The sequence below is a fragment of the Psychrobacter sp. T6-6 genome (assembly GCF_052258185.1).
Lineage (GTDB): Bacteria > Pseudomonadota > Gammaproteobacteria > Pseudomonadales > Moraxellaceae > Psychrobacter.
The window spans coordinates 475,590-497,246 of sequence record NZ_JBQQEX010000002.1 but is presented as its reverse complement, the minus strand read 5'-3'; the positions used below and the strand labels follow the sequence as shown (position 1 = coordinate 497,246).

The following is a 21,657-nucleotide window of genomic DNA, read 5'->3' as shown; positions in this document are numbered from 1 at the left end:
GCTCAATCAAAAAGGTCAGTGACTATGTCTACTGACCTTTTTTTATGCGTGTGTCATCATCGGTGACTTATCAAATAGATGCTTTGTCGAATAAATAATCTACCAAGTAAATAGAGTGATCTGAAAAGTTGAATACTCAACAGACTTTGTTCAAGCTCAATTGTGCTATTTATAAATAACAACCAATGAGTATTCATGAGTTTCAGACATAACAAAGCCGCATAACGACAAGCGTCATGCGGCTTTTATTACCAACCATCCATGTTAGCGTTACGCGATACCTAATCCCGGGGTATCTCATAACTGACAGGCATCCAGCCTTATCATCCCTAATCAGCAAACCACTTATCCCTGATGCGACCTTAAGATACCAATCCCTAGTATCAATGAACCATTCCGTTCAATCGTGCCGTACAGTTATAATCGCAGATTGCTCTATCATTAGTAAGTAGTCTGAACGTCAATCCATGTAAGCATATGCTTACATGGAAATCATAGCTACTTATAATTGGTTATAGCTTTTCTTGCGGGCTTAGCATTGCTGTATGTTCAGCACTAAGCATGAGATAAGCAGCTTCATTAATAAATGCTTCATCTTCTGGTAACTCTGGACGCTCACCAGCTTTCATGCGACTACGCTCTTCGAACTTTGCATCCATTGCAGCTTGGTACGTATTCCAGTTAGAGTATGGACGTTCACCAGTGGCGATCAAGCGCTTGTTTTCTGCTTCTAATGAGCGCTTTTCTATGAGCTGCATTTTAGCGCGGCGGCTGTTGATGTCTAAACGAACAGGCTTCTTTTCATCATCCATGTTACGTATGTCATTGAGTGTCGATAGATAAGTAAACTGCGGGTTTTTCTGTTGGCGAACCTTAGACTGCTGATTGAGTGTTGCAAGCGTATCACTGGTAAATTTACCCTCAGGCTTATAAGGAGACGTTCTGATAGTATCCCAAGGTAGTGCTTTTTTCTGCGCGCGCTCGCCAAAGGTGGCGTCGTCATAGATGTTGACCAATTCAACATCAGGTACCACGCCTTTGTTCTGAGTACTACCGCCAGTGATACGATAGAACTTACGCTGAGTTAAGGTAGCAGAACCCAGCGCCAAGCTATCGAGCTGAATCTGTGCTGAGCCTTTACCTGTCGTGGTACTACCCACGACCAATCCACGGCCATAATCCTGAATGGCAGCAGCAAAGATCTCACTGGCTGATGCCGATGCCAAATTGGTGATGACGGTCATTTTGCCATCATACAGCTGCTCGCCACCATCATTGTCACGGTATACTTGAATGTTACCGCGATTATCACGAATTTGTACCAGTGGTCCACTCTTAATAAACATACCGAGCATTTTGGCAACTTCATCCAAAGAGCCACCAGGGTTGTTGCGTAGATCGACAACCAAGCCATCGATGTTTTCTTTGTTCAACTCCTTCAGTGCTTTTTCGGTATCGATACTGACACTGCGATAATCCTCACCGTTACGGCGCGCACGATAGTTCAAGTAAAAACTTGGTATTTCAAGCACACCGATACGTTTGGGTGTCTCATCTATATTAGGACGCTGCACCTCTACCACACGCTGAGTCACGCCAGACTCTTCTTGCTGAATAATGTCACGTACGACAGTAACCGTACGGGCGCTAGCATCTGGTGTATTTGGTTGACGTAGCTTAAGAGTGACCGAGGTGCCACGCTTACCACGAATCAAGCTGACAATCTCACGCGTTGACCACCCGACCACGTCAGTCATGTTCTCGCCATCTTTTGCGATACCGACGATTAAGTCATTGGGCTTAATTTGACCAGATTTGGCAGCGGGCCCTCCATCTACCAAAGTCACAATACGAGTATAGTCTGGGTTTTTACGATCAGGGCGGATAGAGACACCGATTCCCTCTAACTGCAAGCTAGATTGGATTTGCAGCTCAGTCGCTTGGATCGGTGCATAGTAGTTGCTATGTGGATCATACGTCAGCATTGCCGTGTTCAAGATGGTTTCCATGATCTCATCGTCTTTGAGGCGTTTGAACTGCTCCTGCTGACGTGACAAACGATTCTGCAAAATCTCACTTGGTGTACGCTCATCATTGCGTACTAAGTCTTGACCACGTGTGATATCTGGATTGTTTAAGAACACAGCTTCTTTGGCTTTTTCGTCTTCTTGCCCTAGCGTAATACTCATCAACTGAAATTTCAGCTGACGCGCCCAGTAGTCTCGTTGTTCTTTTTTGGTTTTGAAGTGACCCAGTTTTTCGCGGTCAAGTATGATGGTGTCATTACCTGTCAGATCGATATCTGTTTTTAACATTTTCGTTGCCATCGCAAAGTATTCATTTGAGCGTTTGCGATACCGATCATAGACTTCTACCCCTGCGGATAGATCACCCTGTTTGAGACGCGCGCCAAAATCAGCCGCGTGCTTTTTTTTCAGCTCATCGACATCAGACTGCAAAAACAACGTATGGTTTGGATCAAGGCTATCAATATACATTGATAAAATCTCGCTGCCCGTTTTGCTATCTAACGGCTGGTTTAGGTAATGACTGCGATCCAGCAAGGCGGCGACTTGGCGGGTAGTGACTTTTTGTTCAGGCGTCTGAACAAAACTTCCTGTATTGGTTTCTGCGACTGCAGTACCGTAACTTTGTGTCAGGATAATACCGGCTATGCCCACTGACGCTGCACTGAGTAACCACTGTGCTGGTTGTTTTTTCATCATATGTACCTAGTTATTTGAAGTTAGTGATTTGTTTGGAATTGGGGATATTGTTTGTTTTGTTAAAATCTAAAAACTCTGAATCTGTGATTATCTATCAATACTGATTATTTTCATTACTCGTCGTCTTGAGCTTACGCTCTTCTATACTTTTATTGTTATAAGATTTTTTTGTCGTTGTATCTTTCCATAATTTTTACAACGATGTTATTTTTGAAGCTCTTTATATTTTATAGCCTTTGAAGCTTACAGCTACTGTTATTACCCACTAATATATACTCTAAATTGAATAATATTATCATGAGCAATAATACTGAACTGTCTCAAACTGTATAAGCAATCTTACACGCTACGCCTACACATACCAAACTTTCTATCACTTTTCTCACTTAGAGCAAATGCAGACTATCAACCTCTATTCGATGATGATTAATAGACTGATTTGACGTCTATAATTCGTACATTAGGTTCATTTGATAATAGCTGTCATAATAAAGTCTATTGACGATGGCCTGCGAGTGAGTAGACATTTAGAGTTCATCAGACCCATAATATAACAATATAAAGAAGAATAAGGATCATGCAATGTACGGCGTTTTAATGATTGATATTGATAGTACCGCACTGACCGCTGAGGATGTCAGTTTACTCAAACAAGCACAAGTCGGCGGGGTCATACTGTTTGGACGTAATGTAGCCGATGCCGCCCAAGTACGTACACTGTGCGACGATATACGTTATCACAATCCCGATATATTGATTGGTGTTGACCAAGAAGGTGGGCGCGTTGCACGGCTACGTGAAGGCTTTACCCCCTTACCAGCAATGGGCAGACTTGGCGAGTTGTTTAATCAAGATCCGAGTCGTGCACTTAGCTGTGCGTATGACTGCGGCTACCTAATGGCAGCTGAAGTATTGGCGGTAGGGATTGATTTGAGTTTTGCGCCTGTACTAGACAGAGATGGTATCAGCCAAGTCATTGGTGACCGTAGCTTTCATCACGAGCCACAAGCGATTATCGCACTTGCGACACAGTTTATGCGCGGTATGAAAGCAGCAGGCATGGCCACCACTGGTAAGCATTTCCCAGGTCACGGCGCTATTGCCCCTGACTCTCATGTGTCAGAAGCCATCGATACACGTAGCTTGGATGAGATCATCAATAGTGATATGCAACCGTTTGCCCAAACGCTACCACTGCTCGATGCCCTTATGCCAGCACATGTGATTTTCTCGCAAGTAGATGATAAGCCTGCAGGGTTTTCAAAAATTTGGCTAAAAGATATTATTCGCGATCAATTAGCGTTCGATGGTGTACTCTTCTCTGATGATTTGTCGATGGCTGGGGCACAGGCAGCTGGCGATGTCAGCGCGCGTGTCAAGGCCGCTATTGAGGCTGGCTGCGATATTGCATTGGTATGTAATGACCGCGTGGCCGTTCATGAGGCTGCTGCTGCGGCACAGGAGTTGTCTTATCCCAATCAAAAACGCATCAAAACCATGTGCGGCAATATACCAGAATGGCAAGGCAATCTTGAATCTACTTGCCAGCATTTTGATTACTGGCAACAAGCAAAGAATAACGTCACTCACACCTTTTTTGACGCCTCTGCTGACACGCAAGTTACTGGAGAGTTAAAAGAACCGATAGACCCTACTTATTACAAATAGGTATTCGATAATAGATAATCAGTAATAGGTAACCACTAACGCGCTGATAAAATAAAACCGCCTTTGTATAAAGGCGGTTTTTTACTTTTAACTATCGTGTGATCAGAGGTTTGCAGATTAATTTGTTGGATCTACTACCGTATCTTGCGTGGCGTCATCACCATCTGGTAGCAAATCATCATTATTACTGTCTAAAGGATTCAAATCTGGGTCTAACGAATCACTATTGATCGTCATACCATCGTTTGGATCAACCATCTCGTCATTAACCATAAATTCGATGCGACGATTACGGAAACGACCCTGCTCGGTTGAATTGTCTGCGATAGGATCTGACTCACCCATACCTTTGGTCGTCAACTTGCTTGCATCGACACCTTGAGCCACTAAGTACTCTTTCACTGACTCAGCACGCTCACGAGACAGCTCCATATTATAAGAATCAGAAGCTTGACTGTCTGTATGACCGATAATCATCAAGTTCAAGTCAGGTACGTCGTCAATGATTTTTGCAGCGCGGTCTAAAATGGCTTTATTGACATCAGGAATGACAGCTTCATCCACTTGGAAATTGATAACCTGAATACTCAAAGCACGAGCAACGTCACGTGGATCTGGGTTTTCACCTAGATTGTTCATTGCGACATCTGCTGCAGCCACACTATCGTCAATCTCACCTTGTAGGTCTAATGGACCTTCAGCCTCTACCATCATTGCGGGTGCAGCTGCTTGTAAGTCGGATACTAATTGGGCCAATGCCGCATCGTCAGGTGCGTTGACCGTGATGGTATCGCCTTTAATAATCATACTGGCATTTGGGACATTTTTGACGATAGGTAATATAGTGGCAAGTTGAGCGGCAGCTGGCATGTCTATGGCAAAGTTATCATCAACGTCGGCGCGACACTTATTGGCTTCATCGCCAAATGCACCAGTTAGCGCATTCATTACATTGGTCTGTAGCGTTTCATTGCCTACGTTCATGCGGCAGGCGTAAAGCGTACCATTTTCGCCAGTAGCAATTCGCAACGATGCAGGCTCAATATCAGCTGCCATCACTGATTGTTCATTGCCTTGCTCATCTTTCTGCATGGTAGTCGCTGGCGTAGCAACAGGCTCTGGATTTTCCTGGCAACCTCGAAGTAAGGCCCAAGCCAATGCCCCCAAAATAATCAAACCAATAATCGGTAGTAGCGCTTTCATAAAGCTACCTTGTGGTTCTTCTTCTTTGTGTAGCGGTGCAGTGCTGACAGTATCGGACATGGGTGTAGCAGCAACTGCGCTCGCAGGCAATACAGCAGCTGCCCATGCAGGAATATGATGCTGATAGCTACTCAGATTATTACTTAAAAATTGAGGTACAGGCGTAGTACCGGCCAGACTTTTTATTTCATGAAAGGCAAGTGGTGCTGCCATCGCAACTAAGCCACGAGAGGCTGTCTCGTCAACGTTGTGTTCATGAGCAAGCTCACGGGAGATTTGATCGCGATGAGCCCCTTCTGTCCATACGCGATTATAAAAGGCGTCGTCATCACGCGCAATGTTTTCATTGGCAAAGCGATTGTAGGTCTCATCATTCGCTAAGCGAGCGGCAAAAATCGCATAAAACTGTTCCAGCAGGTTCTTCTTAGCAGGACTATGATCGTCCGCTAGTACCGCAGGACTGACCGTACGTGTCAAATGACTGATAATATCCATAATATAACTCTCCTCTTAATTTTTATTTGTATCATCCGATTACTCAATGCATAAGACCGCCAAGTAAAGCTAAAACATGACATCAAAATTCATTATGCAAAAATTCTGTTGTCAGTCTACTGTAGTCGCGCTACTGCATTTTATTTCAAACATTATAAAATTATTAAGAGAAGGTTCACAGTCGATGCGTTGTTGTACAAATGATACGTTAAGTAATGTTTGAGTTGGTACTCGTAACTATACAAGCACTTGGGTACATATCAATAACAGTTGAACAATTAGTTGTTGGAGCTTGCTTTCATATCGAACGGTGTAGATTTAAAAACTTTATCTCTCGAATATACAGAGAAGGTACTGTTAACCTATAACGGCAAAAAGCAGTATAGAAACCTATACTGCTTTTTGCCGTTATAGCTCTTGTTCTTTTAGCCACTTGACCTTTGGACTCCTTGACCTCTTAGCTATCTCACTTGGGCAGGCTCAGCGACGATGACACTGCTCGCCATGTCATCTACTTCTGATTCAGAGATAGGACCTGACGGTCTGCTCGTTCTATTATTAGAAGGAGCACTGCTAGGCATGTTATTAGACATACTACTTGGGCTATTGCTTGGTATGTTAGGCAGCCCACTGTTTGGGTTATTACTGCTTGGATTGTTATTGAGCCCTCTGTTGTTACCATTATTAGGTAGCGGCGCCGGTATCACGCGATCACCAGTGTTATCGTCAGGCGCTTGATACTCTACAGAGCCATTACCAGTACCATCGTTACTATACTGATTATTAGAGGCTGCTCCACCATCAAACTGATTGTTCACACCATCAGTACTTCCCATACCATATGCAGCGTTATTATTAGGTAGTGGCAACGGTGCAGTACTATCAACTGCCATAGCGGGTACTAAGCTGCGTATGTTTGTCACCAATTGCTGTAGTAGCATATTATCTGGTGCCTCTACTATAAGACGTTCGTTTTGTAACTGTAGACGTGCAAATGGCGTTGATCTGAGCATGGTTAAGACGTTAGGAAGTACGTCCACTGGCATATTAGCAATAGTAGTTGCTGTCCCATCTTGTATAGTCAATTCACAAATACCTGCTTGCTCTCCAAAGCTTGTATTGAGTGCCTGCTGCAATGTGCTTTGCAGTCCTACGTCGCCGACTGTGGCACTACAAGTATAGAGATTGCCGCTATCATCAACACCAATGATGAACTCGACAGGCGTCATCGCTTCTACTACTGGTTCGGGTGCAGGCGCTGATATCGCAGGCGCAGCAGCAATAGGCTCTACTGGTATGTCATTGTTGGGCTTGATCAGCAATGCCCATGCAGCAAGCGCAAGCCCGGCAAGTGCTACTATCAACAAAAACACCCGTATCAGCAAATCGTTTCGCTGATTACGAGTGCGTACTTGCTCTCGCTTCAGGCTGCCGTTCTCTGCCAAATGATGTGCTGCTGGACTGGCATGAATGGCATCGTCACTACCGAATCGAGTCTCTTCACCCAATCCGTCAGTAGATCCTACACGAGGTTGTCCGCCATCAGGGTCTGTAGTTGCAGCGGCTGTAATAGTAGGAACAGTGCTGGTGTTCAGACTGGGATCATCAAGTCTATCTAACATAGTTGACGTACTATCACTCAATGGTCCGATAGAGTTATCCGCCATAGCAGCTGACGGAATGTCTTGACTGACATTACTTTTACTATCTACGTCTAGAGTAGATGTAATAACTGGTTTTGCCCATATGGGTAGATATGGGCGTAGCGAAGGCTGCTCTGCTTGTAAAAATGCTGGTAAAAACTGCCCATTAGCAAGTGTCTTTAGCTCACGATACGCTAAGGGTGCGGCATTGATCAGTAATTGGGCAGTGACTGACTCATCAATATGATGTGTGGCTGACAGCTCTTGAATAATTGTATTTTGTAATACCTCACTATGCCACAACTGCTCAAATAAAGGCTTTTCAGGAATATTGTCGTTAGCTATTACTTGATCGTTACGCAGCAATTGCGAATAAACCTGCGGCACCGCCAAACGCGCAGCTAGGACCGCATAAAATTGCTCCAGAAGACTGATATATGCCACACTATCGCTACTATTGCGCTCGCCCAATACAGCTGGGGTAACCGTCTGCTCTAATTGATCAATAATACTCATAAGTCACCGCCTCGTTCGGCTTTTGAAATTTACAAAGGTTAATTGCTCGTCTTTAATTATATGTATAACACTCGCTTTTTGCTCTTGCCTTCCTAATCGTACTTAAGATGCCGCATCTATAGATTGTTTACTCAACTCACATGATACACTGCTACATTACTCACTATAAAAGCATAAAAAAGCATCGTTTTGTCACATAATAAACATTTGCAACCTGATAACTACTGTTAGTATTGTTTTATTACTCTACGAATAGCTTAGATTTATTATTAGTACGTTAATTATCGGTCATATTTAGTTTTCATTCAGCCTTAGCGCTTAGGTTTTGAACACTGTCATTTATCGCATTGTCACACATCAGGCGCGGCCTAAGGATTATCCTTTGTTAAACCATACGACCCTTATTATCATTATCACGGTTATTGTCAGCTTGTTGGCATGGCAAAACAAAAAGCTACTCAATCGACTCATATTTTATCCACCAGCTGTAAACAATGGACAGTGGGATCGCTTTGTGACGCATGGCTTCATTCATGCCGATAGTATGCATCTACTTTTCAATATGTTTACGCTGTATTTCTTCGGTCGAGCTATCGAAGGTCTGTATCGCTCATTCTTATTCGGCTATGGTTTTGTCGTTTTTTATGTGTTGGCTATTGTTGTGGCCATGATTCCAAGCTACCTGAAAAATAAAAACAATGCCAGTTACTTAAGCCTTGGTGCCTCAGGCGGCGTATCAGCCGTTTTATTCGCTTTCATTTTGCTAGCGCCATGGGAACGCATTTATTTGTTTGCCGTTATTCCGATTCCTGCAATATTATTTGCTGTCGCTTATGTGTTCTATAGTATTTATGCTGACAAACGCGGTGGTTCCAATATCAATCACATGGCCCATATGTGGGGCGGCGCGTTCGGTGTCGTTGCCACAATTATCTTGGAACCCAAAGTGCTGCCCCATTTTATAAATGCTCTATTATCGCCTGGTTTTTAGACTGACTTTATTTGGAGTGAAGAGCGTTGTTAGAATTAGGAGCATTATTAGAATGAAGAGCATCAGAATAAACAACCTTTAGCATCCAGCTGTTTATCAACCATTTACTTTTATATGTGAGATTTAACTATTCGTTATGATTATAGATATTATCGGTGATATTCATGGTTATGCAGATAAGCTGGTCGGTTTATTAAACCAATTGGGTTACGAGTATAATGGTCAGCATTTTGTCCCGCCTACGGGCCATAAAGCATTGTTCATTGGGGATTTGATTGACCGTGGTTCGCAGCAGTTGGCAACGCTTGAGATTGTCTTTTCTATGATAGATGCGGGCGTGGCTGATGCAGTAATGGGCAATCATGAATACAATGCATTGGCTTATTCTACGCTCAATCCTGATGATAAGACTGAGTATCTACGAACGCATAATGCTATACATAAGCGTCAGCACGAAGCATTTTTAGCAGAGGCCGCGTTTGGCTCAGAGCTACATAAGTATTGGTTACAGCGTTTGTATGAGATACCTTTATGGATTGAGACAGACTATGCTTGTTTTGTACATGCATGCTGGGACGTAGATAGTATGGATATCCTCAAACCGTTTTTGACTGATGATAACTGCCTAACTACTGACGGTCTGCTCGCAACTGCCAAAGAAGATACTGTCGAGTTCGATGCATTGGAGCGCGTACTAAAGGGCGTCGAAACTGGTTTGCCTGACGGCATCGTAATGGTTGATAAAGAAGGCACGAAGCGCTCGCGAGTGCGGGTACGCTGGTGGCTTGATGAGCTAAATAAACGTACGCTTCGCGAGGTTGCTCGCGTACCCTCATCAGCAATGGCACAAATACCGGCCAATGCACTCGCTGAAAATATTGATTTTGCGCTCAAAACACATAAACCTGTGTTTGTCGGTCACTATTGGCTGACAGGTACACCCGCACCGCTTAGTCCACAAGTTGCTTGTACTGATTATTCGGCAGCTGTAGATAGTGGTTACCTCACTTGTTATCAGCTTGATACCAACCAGCCCCTACCCTTAGCAGCGTCTCATTTTGTACAGCATTATCATGATAAAAAAACAGATATAAACCAGTGATGTTGCGGCTCTTAATACTAAGCAAGTATTAAAAATCAAACTTGGCTTTACGACTATAGCAAAACTTTTGTATGATGGTCTTTTTGAGGATATCCAGTCATGAGCACCACAAATACTGCTGCTAACCAGAACGGTCCTATCACCTCTCCTGCTGGTCAATCGAAAGTTGGCATTATCATGGGTTCGCAGTCGGATTGGGCGACCATGAGCGTGGCCGCACAATTGCTAGCAGACTTTGATATTGCTTTTGATTGTGAAGTGGTTTCTGCACACCGTACACCTGACAGACTGTTTGATTATGCCAAGAATGCTAAAGGTAATGGTCTGCAAGTCATCATTGCTGGTGCAGGCGGTGCCGCTCACCTGCCGGGTATGTGCGCAAGCCAAACACCACTACCTGTTTTTGGGGTGCCGGTAAAATCCTCAATGCTGAGTGGTTGGGACAGTCTGTTGTCTATCGTACAGATGCCTAAAGGCGTCGCGGTTGGGACATTGGCGGTTGGGTCTGCTGGAGCTTACAATGCTGCTCTACTTGCGATTCAGGTATTGGCACTACATGATGATACGATTGCGACCAAGCTCGATCACATGCGCCAGACGCAAACCGACACCATTCTTGCTAGCCCAATACCTGGTATTATCAATACCTAAATGTATCGATTGCATATAGATTGACGAGTACTTTTGATAGCATAAGGCTGCTATTATTTATTTTTGATTCAGTCCTACTAAAGATAAGGTGCATACAGTGCACCTTTTCCTATTTTCACCCATTGGGTTTTAACTTTTAATATACATCAGACCTCATTCACTTTTATTCAAAGAGCCTGCCATGACTACAGCAAACGCTTATCCTGTTACCCAAACCATTCGTACCATCGGTATTTTAGGCGGTGGTCAGCTTGGTATGATGCTTGCCGAAGCCGCGATGCCACTCGGCTACCAATGCGTATTCTTAGAAGACAACCCAGAATGCCCTGCCAGCTTATACGGCCGTGTCTTTCATAGCGATCAATTAGAAGCGTTTATCGCAGCCGCTGATGTGTTTACCTTGGAGTTTGAAAACACACCAACGTCTACGGTCGAGCAACTGGTTGGCTTGTCAAAATCTGGCAGTAAGCAAGGCATGTTCCCGCCACTGATTGCTCTCGATATCGCTCAAGATCGTCTAAAAGAAAAGCAGATGTTTAACACGCTCGATATTGCGACAGTGCCTTTTCTGGAAGTTAGTTCCGAGACTGAGCTCAAGCATGCTTGTGAAACGTTGGGCTTGCCTATCGTCCTGAAAACCAGTCGCGGAGGTTATGATGGCAAAGGACAATTCGTCATCAAACAAGACAGCGACATTAAGGCGGCTTGGCTTGAGCTAAAAGATGCGGTCAGCGGTAAAGGCTCGCTCACTCCAACGCCTGCGCCGCTGATTGCCGAAGGGTTTATTAATTTTAGCCGTGAGGTTTCTATCATTGCCGCACGAGCGCAAGACGGTCAGGTACGCTGCTACGATTTGGTCGAAAATCATCATCACAACGGTATTTTGGCGAAAACTCAAGCACCTGCGGTTGGTACAAGCCACCTGTTTGAACAAGCAACAGATGCCATTACCAAAGTCATGAACCACTTAGACTATGTCGGTGTCATGGCACTTGAGCTGTTTGTCACCAAAGACGCTCGTGGTCACAATACGATATTGGCTAATGAAATCGCCCCACGAGTACACAACTCTGGTCACTGGAGTATCGAGGGCGCCATTACTAGCCAATTCGAAAACCATATCCGGGCCGTAGTCAACTTACCACTAGGCGATACAGATAACGTGCATCCATCAATTATGGTCAATGTATTGGGACAGTATCCTGATATCAGTGCCGTTCTAAATATCGATGGCGCTCATTATCATAGCTATCACAAAGCTGAGCGTGACGATCGCAAGATTGCTCATATCACGTTAATGCCCAATGACGTAACTGATTTAGAACCTGCTATGGCAAAGCTGGTTTCTATATTGCCGAATAAGGTAGGGCTCGATAAAGAGTATGCGAGTGTCAATGTGCAAACCAAAACGGTAGAAGGCGATGCTACGAATGATGATCAGAATGACAATACAGACGATGAGTTGAAAAATAAAGACAGCCAACCAGACCGTCTATCAGTCCCTTCATCAGATACCGAGAAGGCCAAAAAATAATGCAAATTTGGGTAGATGCCGACTCAGTGCCATTGATTGCCAAAGACTTGATTATCAAAACAGCTGAGCGTACCAAGACTATGGCAATATTTGTGGCCAATCAGCCGATCAAGCTACGCAAATCGCCCCTACTAGTCATGACTGTGGTGCCATCAGGTTTTGATAAGGCTGATGATTATATCGTTGAGCAGATACAAGCAGGTGACTTAGCTATCACCAGTGATATTCCTTTGGCAAATGACATCTTGGACAAAGGTGGTATGGTACTGACGACGCGCGGCGTGGTTTATGATAAAAACAACATCAAACAAAAGCTTAACATGCGTGATTTTATGGACACCATGCGAGGCACTGGCGTGTTAGAGCTACAAGAAATGAGTGGACAAAAACCGTATGGCGACCGTGACAAAAAAGCTTTTGCTGACGGTCTCAATCGTCTGGTTCGTTAGAGCTCCTCATTCCCTTGGCAGTTATTTGTTGTATGCTCGTAGAACAAATCCCTTTTAGGACGATACCCCTTCAGCTTTGCTGACTTCCTTGCAAACCATATACACTCTATAACCAAACACCATTCAATCAGCACGCTTTATAACGAAGCGTGCTGCCTATTTTTGTTACGCTATATTCAGTTTTTGAGATAAATAGTTTTTATATAAATAGTATTTGTATAAACATTCTATAAGAAAATCAAACAACAAAATTTAGATAAAAAATAGGAATTATTATGAAAGTTTTAGTCGTCGGTGCTAGTGGTCGTGTAGGTGGTGATTTGGTTAAGCAGCTATTGGCTGATGATCATCAAGTCATTGGAACAACCCGTCAGGAAGAGAAGTTATTTGATAGCAACAATTACACTCAGTTAGATTTAGATATCATGGCAAGTAAAGAGTCGATCGCAAAACAATTGGATCAAGATATCGATGCGGTCTACTTTGTGGCAGGATCTGGTGGCAAAAACGTATTAGAAGTTGATCTGCACGGTGCCGTAAAAACGATGCAGGCGGCTGAGGACAAAGGTATCAAACGCTATATTATGCTCAGCTCTGTATTCTCGCTAGAGACCGAAAAATGGGACGAAAACCCTGGTATTGCAGATCTAAAAGATTACTATATCTCCAAGCATTATGCAGACCATTGGTTGGTCAACAGTGCGCTTGATTACACGATTGTACAACCGGGTGCACTAAAAGAGCGCGCAGGTACTGGTAAAATTACTATTAATGATACCAGCTCTGGCGAAAATGCCATCGAAGACGTTGCGACGACATTGGCTGCTGTACTCACAGCAGATAACACCATAGGTAAGGTATTCAATCTACATAATGGTGATATCGACATCAATGAGGCAGTCGCTACCGTATAAGGTACTTTATAAGCTACTATCATATAGGTAGCTATTAGCTATCATTTAATATATTAGTTGACAGATATAACTTATAAAAAGGTCGTTACCAGATTGCCCACATTTAGTTGGTACATCAGTAACGACCTTTTGTTGTTTGGTCTACAAATAAATTAAAAATCTACTAGCTCATTATGCTTGCCCACTAGGGAAAGGAATCACCTCTTCTAAACTGCTTGCACCTGTTATGACCATCAGTAACCTATCAACACCAACTGCGATACCGCTACAAGGTACTAAATCATTAGACGCCGCCAATAAGTGCTCATCGATTGGAATTTGGGGCAGATTATGACGCTGACGCAATTGATTGTCTTGTTCAAAGCGTGCTCGCAATGCCTGACCATCTGCCAGCTCATCATAGGCGTTAGCAATCTCAATGCCATTGATATACAGCTCAAAACGCTTTGCGACTTTATTGCCCTCTTTATCTAAAGCCGTTTTTGCCAATGCCGCCGTCGCAGGGGGATACTCTATAATCAACGTTGGCAAATCATGTCCCAGATTTGGCTCTACTGCATGACTGAACAACAAATCCAACCAGCTCTGGCGACGACTCTCCTCGCTATCGTCAGTGTTGTTGAAATCAAACCCTGTCAGACCACTATCTTCTGCTACTGCTTGTAGCGCAGCTAAACTCGCTGTCAGTGGGTGAATACCAACGAAATCCATAAAGGCATCAACATAGCGATAATGACTCATCACAATCGAATGACCATAAAGCGCCGCCAACAACTCATTAAGCTCACCTGCCATGTCATCTAGGCTGTAATTAGGTTGGTACCATTCGAGCATCGTAAATTCGATATTATGGCGCACGCCTATTTCGTTATCTCGAAAGACAGGACAGATTTGATAAATAGGTACTTGCCAGCTGGCTAATAAACGCTTCATTGCAAATTCAGGAGACGTATGTAAGTAGTAAGTGCGCGGGCGATCTTGGTAGGTCACCTGCGCTGCTACTGATTGTAAAAAAGTATCGGTATTACCTGCTTGTGATAAAAGCGGTGTCTGCACCTCGAGCACTTGGCGACTCGTAAAAAACTGCCGAATATTTCCGATGAACTGCGCACGCTGCTGTGCCATCGCAAGTGTCATGGTTGGTGCGTAGTTTGGCTTTGAGTCGTGACTGGGCATGCTGTTTGGTTTGCTCATGACGGTCTACTGTGATTCACGAATAATAAATGGATAATGACGTAATTACTTGATTCTTAAGTGGTCCACTTGATACGTCAAGCTTGCCATTCACGGCGAAGATGATAATCACGACGCAGCTGATCAAAATCATCCCCATTGACCTGTCCTGTCATCTGTTCATCAGATACATTGCTATATGTCTTACTGGATAAATTGCTAGACACATTATGAGATACTTTGTTTCGCAATGCAGCGTCATCTTGCATGATGTCATAGAACTTAGCCAGTCTGTCTGGATATGCTTTTAGTTCGGACCATAGAAACATATTGAGTGGTAGCAGGTTAGACATCGACTGGACAGGTATTATCGCAAGCGTCGCGCATAAGGCATCATAAATAATTTGTGTGCCTCGCAGTTTACCTTCTAGCGTGTAGCCAGCGATATGCGGCGTGGCAATAGCAAGCTTCGATAATAATCTTGCAGCAACTTTTGGTTCATACTCAAACACATCTAGTACCACTTGTCGCCCAGTACGATCAATATCGCTCATTAGGTCATTTTCATTAATGATAGGACCGCGTGCGCTATTAATCAGTATCGTATCAGCGGACATCCCTGCCAATGCCTCTGCATTGATAAGGTGATAGGTTGGGTACTCACTCCCGCGAAGATTACTATCGGCTTTCTCGGTCGTCAAAGGCACATGTAGACTGACTACGTCGCTTTGAGACAGGACTTGCTCAAGGCTAGCGTTATTGGTTGTGGACGCTGGGACTAAGGGATCATAACCTAGTACTTGCCATCCTAAATCATGTGCATACTGAGCAAGCGTACTACCAATATTACCAAGTCCAATGATGCCTAGTGTCATAGGCTTCGTAGAAGTTGTCGACTGCTGCCAATATTGCGGACGCAACGTCAAAATAGACGTCAACACATACTGAGCCACAGAATGCTTACTACAGCCTGCTGCATTAGCAAAAGTAATATTACGCATGGTGAGATAGTCTTGATCGACATGATCGGTACCGATAGTTGCCGAACCCACAAACTGCACGCTATGATTGTCAGCCAATAATGCCTCATCTACCCGCGTTACAGAACGTATTAGCAATATATCTGGCTGTACCTCAGCAATCAAATGTGCATCAATATCACGGCCAGCAGTGCTTATGATATTGACGGTTTTCTCAGTCAGCTTACCCAGCGTCTCAGCGTTAAAAAACTCACTTAGACTAGCAATATTGCTATCAGCAACAATAGTAATACCCTTAATTTTGCTCATCTTATTCACCTTACTACCTATAGTGCCTGCAACGTTCGGGTTTGTTGTTAGCAATCTTTTCTATCCATATAGATTTGCTATGTAGATTCGTTTTTACCAACTATTTCTTGTTCTGGCCTAGGTACTGGCGTTACAGCACCAGTCTCAGAGAGCATAACTTCTTGCTGAGCAAATATTTCATTCTTGTGCTGTGATATCCACTCGCGCCATACGGCAAGACCGATGGCCAGCACCACAGGACCGATAAACAACCCAACAAAACCAAATGCAGTCAGACCGCCCAATACCCCGATAAAAATAATAATAAAAGGAATTTTGGTCGCACCACTAATGACGATAGGGCGAATCAAATTATCCACCCAACTGATCACCAATACGCCCCATAGAGCCAAGCCAATACCGCCTGCAGTATGTCCTTGGCTCAATAGCCAAATCGATACGCCGCCCCAAACGAATGGGGTCCCAAATGGAATCAATGCAATGATAAAGGTGACGATGGTCAATAGAATAGGGCTTGGCGCACCAGAGAAGTAATAGCCAATGCCAGCGAGCGTCGCTTGCGCGAGTGCTGTCAGCCCAATACCGTATACGACCGCGCGCGTGGTTGTACCCACAGAGTCAATGTAGCCATCGATGCGGTTGCCAATGATGTTGCGCAGCGCTTGGCGAATCTGGCGTACCAAACTGGTGCCATCACGGTAAAAAAAGAACAAGGTCATCAGTGCCATACCAAGTTTGGCCAGCGCACTAAACACCACATCAAATGCGATCTTGCCATAATACAGATGCGACTGAACCCAGAGGCGAAACGTCTCTAATGTCCCTTCTGGGTTCTTGTTGATTCGCCACAGCACATCTTTGACTTGCTGCCCAATAATAGGCAGCTCTTTGAGTGAGTCAGGCACATCCAAATAACCCACTTTGATACGGTATATCAAATTGCTAATGAGACTCAGGGCTTCTTGCTGCAAAATAAAAACACCGACAACCAATGGTATACCTATCATCAAGGAGATACTCACCGTCATAATCGCAGCACTAAAATCTGGACTTAACTTAACTTTTTCGTGAAAAAACTTATAAACAGGAAACGTCACATATGCCAAAATCGCAGCCCACAGTGCAGGCACAATAAAAAACTGTACCACTTGAAAGCATAATACGAATAGCGCAACCAACAACGTAATGGCAAGTAGGCGCTGAATAATAAATTCTTTTGTCCAGTTTTCAATCATAGCGTATAAACCAAGAGCGGACAGCAAACGACAGCTTGCTGGCAAGTTTATAAATGTGTGATGAACATCAGCTTATAGACGGTATCCATAAACGGTATCCATAGGCGAGTGTGGTAGCTTATTTATTTAACAATAAAAACGACGTTGACGCTAATAAATCACATGATAGTGTCAGATATTTACAGACTATCATTCTTATAAAAACATAATGAAAAACGCCGTTGTTACGCTTTATTATGCAATAAAGTACGATAATTATATAACGCTATGTTGTAATCTTTACTTACAACTTTGTCTGTGCAAGCTTACTAGATGATGACCACAATAACTAGCGCATAATGCATGGATTTGGTGTGTAAAAACGATGCATACAAAACCAGTTTTGTATGCATCTATTAAACTGCTATCTTATAAGGGAATTCACTGGTGCGTTCTATTTGTCATGACAATTGATGTTATACTAAAGCAATTATTTTCAGCTTTTCAATATAGTTAAGTGTATTTGCACGCATATATTTTTGCCGTTGGCACAGACACTATATCTGATAAGGCAGGATCCAGATCCTCTTGTATCATTGTCATCTAGACTATCACAAGCGCTAATTTTAAGATGGCGCGATTGTTTGGGACAGCAGGCATAGCGAGCAAACTTTTACACATTGTCTTAGCGCTTATGCCAGATTTAGACTCTTTATATCCGCTCAATATTCGAGCGTGGTAGATTAAAGCGACTTTTTGAATGTATTTAGGACTTATTTTAAACCAATAAAAATTCACCACATTTTAATAATATATCGATAGGAACAATAACAATGTCAAAAGACACTGATAACCCAAACTCTAACACCTCAAACGAGGCCAGCAAGACCAATAAACCACAAGATACTGTTACCTTTGCTTTAGCCCAATCACATTTTTTGGTAGGTGATATCGCAACCAACGTCGAAAAAATGCGTACCCTTGCATTACAAGCTCGCGAACAAGGGGCTGACGTCATTGTATTCCCAGAGCTGGCTTTGCTTGGCTACCCTCCGCAAGACCTATTACTACGTCCAAGCTTATCAGGTCGTGTCAAGAGCGCCCTATCTACCCTGAGCGATATCGATGATATCGTTATGATTGTCGGCTATCCGCATGTCGACCATCACGGTACGTTCAACTCTGCCGCTATCCTGCACAACGGTCATCAAAAAGGCTTTTATCATAAGCAAATTTTGCCAAATTATGGCGTGTTTGACGAGCGTCGTTATTTTGACAAAGGTCGTAATCAAGTTTTATTTGACTATAAAGGCATTACTATCGGTCTGCTCATCTGCGAAGACCTATGGGAAAAAGCACCTATCGCCGAACTCAAGAAACAAGGTGCTGACCTCATTGTTAGCTTAAATGCGTCACCTTTTGAGATTGAAAAACAAGACAACCGTAAGACCATGCTTGCCAAACGCAGCCGTGAAAACAATCTGCCTATCGTCTATGTCAACGCTGTTGGCGGTCAAGATGACCTGGTGTTTGATGGCGGCTCTATGACCGTACAAGCAGACGGTAGCGTGGCCCATGAAGCACCGCGCTTTATGAATCAACTATTATTATCCACTTTAGATGTAAAGACTGCCAAATTTGACAGCCAAGCTAAAGCACCGCTAACACTAAGCCGTGAGTCAGAGATGTACCAAGCATTAGTCGTCGGTCTACGCGACTATGTCAATCATTCTGGCTTCTCTGGCATTATCGTTGGATTATCAGGTGGTATCGATTCGGCACTAACGCTTTGTATCGCTGTTGATGCACTAGGCGCTGATAAAGTCTACGCGGTCATGATGCCATATGAGTACACCTCTCAGATCAGTTTAGAAGATGCACAGGCTCAAGCGCGTCGCTTGAATGTCTCTTATACCGTATGTCCTATTTTTGATGCTGTTGAAGGTATCCGTCATACATTGGCCCCATTGTTCAATAAATCACCGGCTGACACTACTGAAGAGAATATCCAGGCCCGTGCTCGCGGTGTCGTATTGATGGCACTGTCTAACAAGTTTGGTCATCTGGTCATCACGACGGGTAACAAATCAGAGTTAGCCGTTGGTTACTCAACCTTATATGGTGATATGGCAGGTGGATTTGATGTCTTAAAAGACGTGTACAAATCACAAGTCTATAAATTGGCAAGCTATCGCAATCGTTTAGAAGACACCCCCGTCATTCCTGAGCGCGTTATCACTCGCCCGCCATCAGCTGAACTGCGTCCCGATCAAAAAGATCAAGACAGCCTGCCTGATTATGATGTATTAGACAGTATTTTGATGTCATATATCGATGAAGATATGGGCTATCAGGAAATTATCGATAAAGGTTTCGACGCTGACATGGTGGCAAAAGTCATCAAGATGGTAGACAACAGCGAATACAAACGCTTGCAGTCTCCTATCGGTACGAAAATTACCCACAAGGCTTTTGGACGTGAGCGTCGTTATCCATTAGTCAATAAATGGTCAATAAAAGGCTAAATATTGCATCCCTAGCAACTTCTAAAATGTAGAAATTGCTAAGGGCTAGTTAGCTGGTTTTACACAGTCCTGAATTTTACGATTAGCTGGGTGCTTGCCCAGCTTTTTTGGTTTCTATATATCAACAATCTTCATAAATAACGATTTTCTTTTGTACCCTCCCACCGATTATTTCTCATTTAATTGTCTTTATTTATTTTTTCGAGTACGTCATGAGTTTGCTAACCGCTAGTGTGTTTCTTCTTTTACTGCTTGCCTTGAGTGCCTGTGTTTCTGCTACTGAGATTGCCATTGCCGCTGGACGCAAAATAAAACTCCAAATTATGGCAAAAGAAGGAGACGTCCGTGCCTTTGATGTTCTCAAAATGCAGGAGCACCCTGGTAGTTTTATTACTGTTGTGCAGGTGGTGCTAAATGCAGTAGCAATCTCTGCGGGTGCCGTGGGTGAATCAGCCATTAGCCCTTATCTTGAGCAGTTATTAGGTAGCGAGGCAGTAGCATCAGTCATATCGTTTGTGCTCATCACCAGCTTGTTTTCTTTACTTGCCGATTTGATGCCTAGACGTTTGGCAATGTCAAATGCTGAGACGTTAGCCGTACGACTGGTACGCCCAATGATATTATTAATCTTTGTATTAAAACCAGTCATATGGGTATTCGATGGCGCTGCGAATATTTTGTTTAGCTTTCTGGGTATCTCAACTATACGTCAAGATGATATGACCCCAGAAGATATCTATGCCGTCATGGATGCTGGTGCCGAGGCTGGTGTGCTAAAAAAACAAGAACACCACCTCATAGAAAATATCTTTGATATGCAAGAGCGTACTGTCACCTCAGTTATGAACCCACGCGAAAACATCGTTTATTTTGATACCAATACCAGTACCGAAGATGTAGTAAAGATCATGATTGCACAGCCACACAACAAGTTCTTGGTCTGTCATGATGATGATTTAGAGCATATCGTCGGCTATGTAGAGTCACGCAGCTTTTTGGCATTGGTGCTAAACCAGCAAGAGGTTAGCGTCACCAATAAAACTTTATTAAAGCCCGCTCTGTTTGTGCCTGATACGTTGTCTTTGTTTGAAGTGTTAGAGATGTTCAAATCTACTGGCGCTGACTTTGCGGTTATCGTCAATGAATACGGGCTCGTGGTTGGTGTCATCACGCTCAAAGATGTGATGAGTATTGTGATGGGTGAGCTTGTGACGCTTGAGGAGCAACCTATCGTTCAGCGTACTGACAACTCATGGCTCATCGATGGTATGACACCTATCGAAGACGTCATTCGCGCCTTAGACATTGTCGACTTACCACGCAGTGAGAACTATGAAACTATCAGCGGCTTTATGATGTATATGCTCCGAAAAATCCCAAAAAAGACCGATACTATTGAGTATGCCAATTATCGATTTGAAATTATTGCGACTGATAATCTCAAAATCACTCAAATGTTAGTGACCAAGTTAGAAGAGGCTACTTAACCAATAAATGAGTAAGTTTTTATTCCATCAGATGAGTACACAAACTTTGAGAGTACATACTCATTTTATAGCTGTCA

Annotated in this window: 15 protein-coding genes; 9 read left to right on the top strand and 6 right to left on the bottom strand. The window is 43.5% G+C overall.

The annotated features are described in order from the left end of the window. Positions 1-512: 512 nt before the first annotated feature. A complete protein-coding gene (locus ACTXGL_RS05310) occupies positions 513-2,723 on the bottom strand; it encodes a carboxy terminal-processing peptidase (protein WP_443525356.1) in 2,211 nt (736 codons plus the stop codon). A gap of 585 nt (positions 2,724-3,308) precedes the next feature. Here ACTXGL_RS05310 and nagZ point away from each other — a divergent pair. Then, positions 3,309-4,394: a beta-N-acetylhexosaminidase gene (gene nagZ / locus ACTXGL_RS05305; protein WP_443525354.1), complete on the top strand. Its 1,086-nt coding sequence runs from the start codon at positions 3,309-3,311 to the stop codon at positions 4,392-4,394. A gap of 117 nt (positions 4,395-4,511) precedes the next feature. Here the strand turns inward: nagZ and ACTXGL_RS05300 are convergent, their stop codons facing one another. Beyond that, positions 4,512-6,092: an OmpA family protein gene (locus ACTXGL_RS05300; protein ID WP_443525352.1), complete on the bottom strand. Its 1,581-nt coding sequence runs from the start codon at positions 6,090-6,092 to the stop codon at positions 4,512-4,514. Between the two features lie 461 nt (positions 6,093-6,553). Next, complete coding sequence (locus tag ACTXGL_RS05295) at positions 6,554-8,251, bottom strand: hypothetical protein (RefSeq protein ID WP_443525351.1); 1,698 nt, start codon at positions 8,249-8,251, stop codon at positions 6,554-6,556. Between the two features lie 382 nt (positions 8,252-8,633). Between ACTXGL_RS05295 and ACTXGL_RS05290 the strand changes: the two genes are divergently transcribed. The 6 genes from ACTXGL_RS05290 (at position 8,634) to ACTXGL_RS05265 (ending at position 13,892) form a co-directional block, all read left to right on the top strand. Beyond that, complete coding sequence (locus ACTXGL_RS05290; protein ID WP_319051118.1) at positions 8,634-9,242, top strand: rhomboid family intramembrane serine protease; 609 nt, start codon at positions 8,634-8,636, stop codon at positions 9,240-9,242. A 136-nt stretch (positions 9,243-9,378) separates the two neighbouring features. Next, the gene (locus ACTXGL_RS05285; RefSeq protein WP_443525350.1) at positions 9,379-10,344 is read left to right on the top strand and encodes a metallophosphoesterase; all 966 of its coding nucleotides are present in this window, start codon (positions 9,379-9,381) and stop codon (positions 10,342-10,344) included. 99 nt (positions 10,345-10,443) lie between these two features. Continuing rightward, positions 10,444-10,995 (top strand): 5-(carboxyamino)imidazole ribonucleotide mutase, encoded by a 552-nt coding sequence (gene purE, locus ACTXGL_RS05280; RefSeq protein ID WP_443525349.1) that lies wholly within the window; start codon positions 10,444-10,446, stop codon positions 10,993-10,995. 181 nt (positions 10,996-11,176) lie between these two features. After that, positions 11,177-12,529 (top strand): 5-(carboxyamino)imidazole ribonucleotide synthase, encoded by a 1,353-nt coding sequence (locus ACTXGL_RS05275; protein WP_443525348.1) that lies wholly within the window; start codon positions 11,177-11,179, stop codon positions 12,527-12,529. Further along, entirely contained in the window at positions 12,529-12,978 is a 450-nt protein-coding gene (locus ACTXGL_RS05270) for a YaiI/YqxD family protein (protein WP_102093310.1), read from the top strand. The genes ACTXGL_RS05275 and ACTXGL_RS05270 overlap by 1 nt, the downstream gene beginning before the upstream one ends. 275 nt (positions 12,979-13,253) lie before the next feature. Continuing rightward, a complete protein-coding gene (locus ACTXGL_RS05265; RefSeq protein ID WP_443525346.1) occupies positions 13,254-13,892 on the top strand; it encodes an SDR family oxidoreductase in 639 nt (212 codons plus the stop codon). Positions 13,893-14,063: 171 nt separating this feature from the next. Here ACTXGL_RS05265 and epmA read toward each other — a convergent pair whose 3' ends face one another. The 3 genes from epmA to ACTXGL_RS05250 form a co-directional block, all read right to left on the bottom strand. Next, the gene (gene epmA / locus ACTXGL_RS05260) at positions 14,064-15,086 is read right to left on the bottom strand and encodes an EF-P lysine aminoacylase EpmA (RefSeq protein WP_443525345.1); all 1,023 of its coding nucleotides are present in this window, start codon (positions 15,084-15,086) and stop codon (positions 14,064-14,066) included. 77 nt (positions 15,087-15,163) lie between these two features. Next, positions 15,164-16,345, bottom strand: a complete 1,182-nt coding sequence (locus ACTXGL_RS05255; protein ID WP_443525555.1) for a 4-phosphoerythronate dehydrogenase — start codon at positions 16,343-16,345, stop codon at positions 15,164-15,166. Positions 16,346-16,431: 86 nt separating this feature from the next. Further along, the gene (locus ACTXGL_RS05250) at positions 16,432-17,589 is read right to left on the bottom strand and encodes an AI-2E family transporter (RefSeq protein WP_443525344.1); all 1,158 of its coding nucleotides are present in this window, start codon (positions 17,587-17,589) and stop codon (positions 16,432-16,434) included. 812 nt (positions 17,590-18,401) lie between these two features. Between ACTXGL_RS05250 and ACTXGL_RS05245 the strand changes: the two genes are divergently transcribed. Both ACTXGL_RS05245 and paeA read left to right on the top strand, forming a co-directional pair. Then, positions 18,402-20,093: an NAD+ synthase gene (locus ACTXGL_RS05245; protein ID WP_443525343.1), complete on the top strand. Its 1,692-nt coding sequence runs from the start codon at positions 18,402-18,404 to the stop codon at positions 20,091-20,093. Between the two features lie 212 nt (positions 20,094-20,305). After that, the gene (gene paeA / locus ACTXGL_RS05240; protein WP_443525342.1) at positions 20,306-21,580 is read left to right on the top strand and encodes a polyamine export protein PaeA; all 1,275 of its coding nucleotides are present in this window, start codon (positions 20,306-20,308) and stop codon (positions 21,578-21,580) included. The last annotated feature ends 77 nt before the right edge of the window (positions 21,581-21,657 follow it).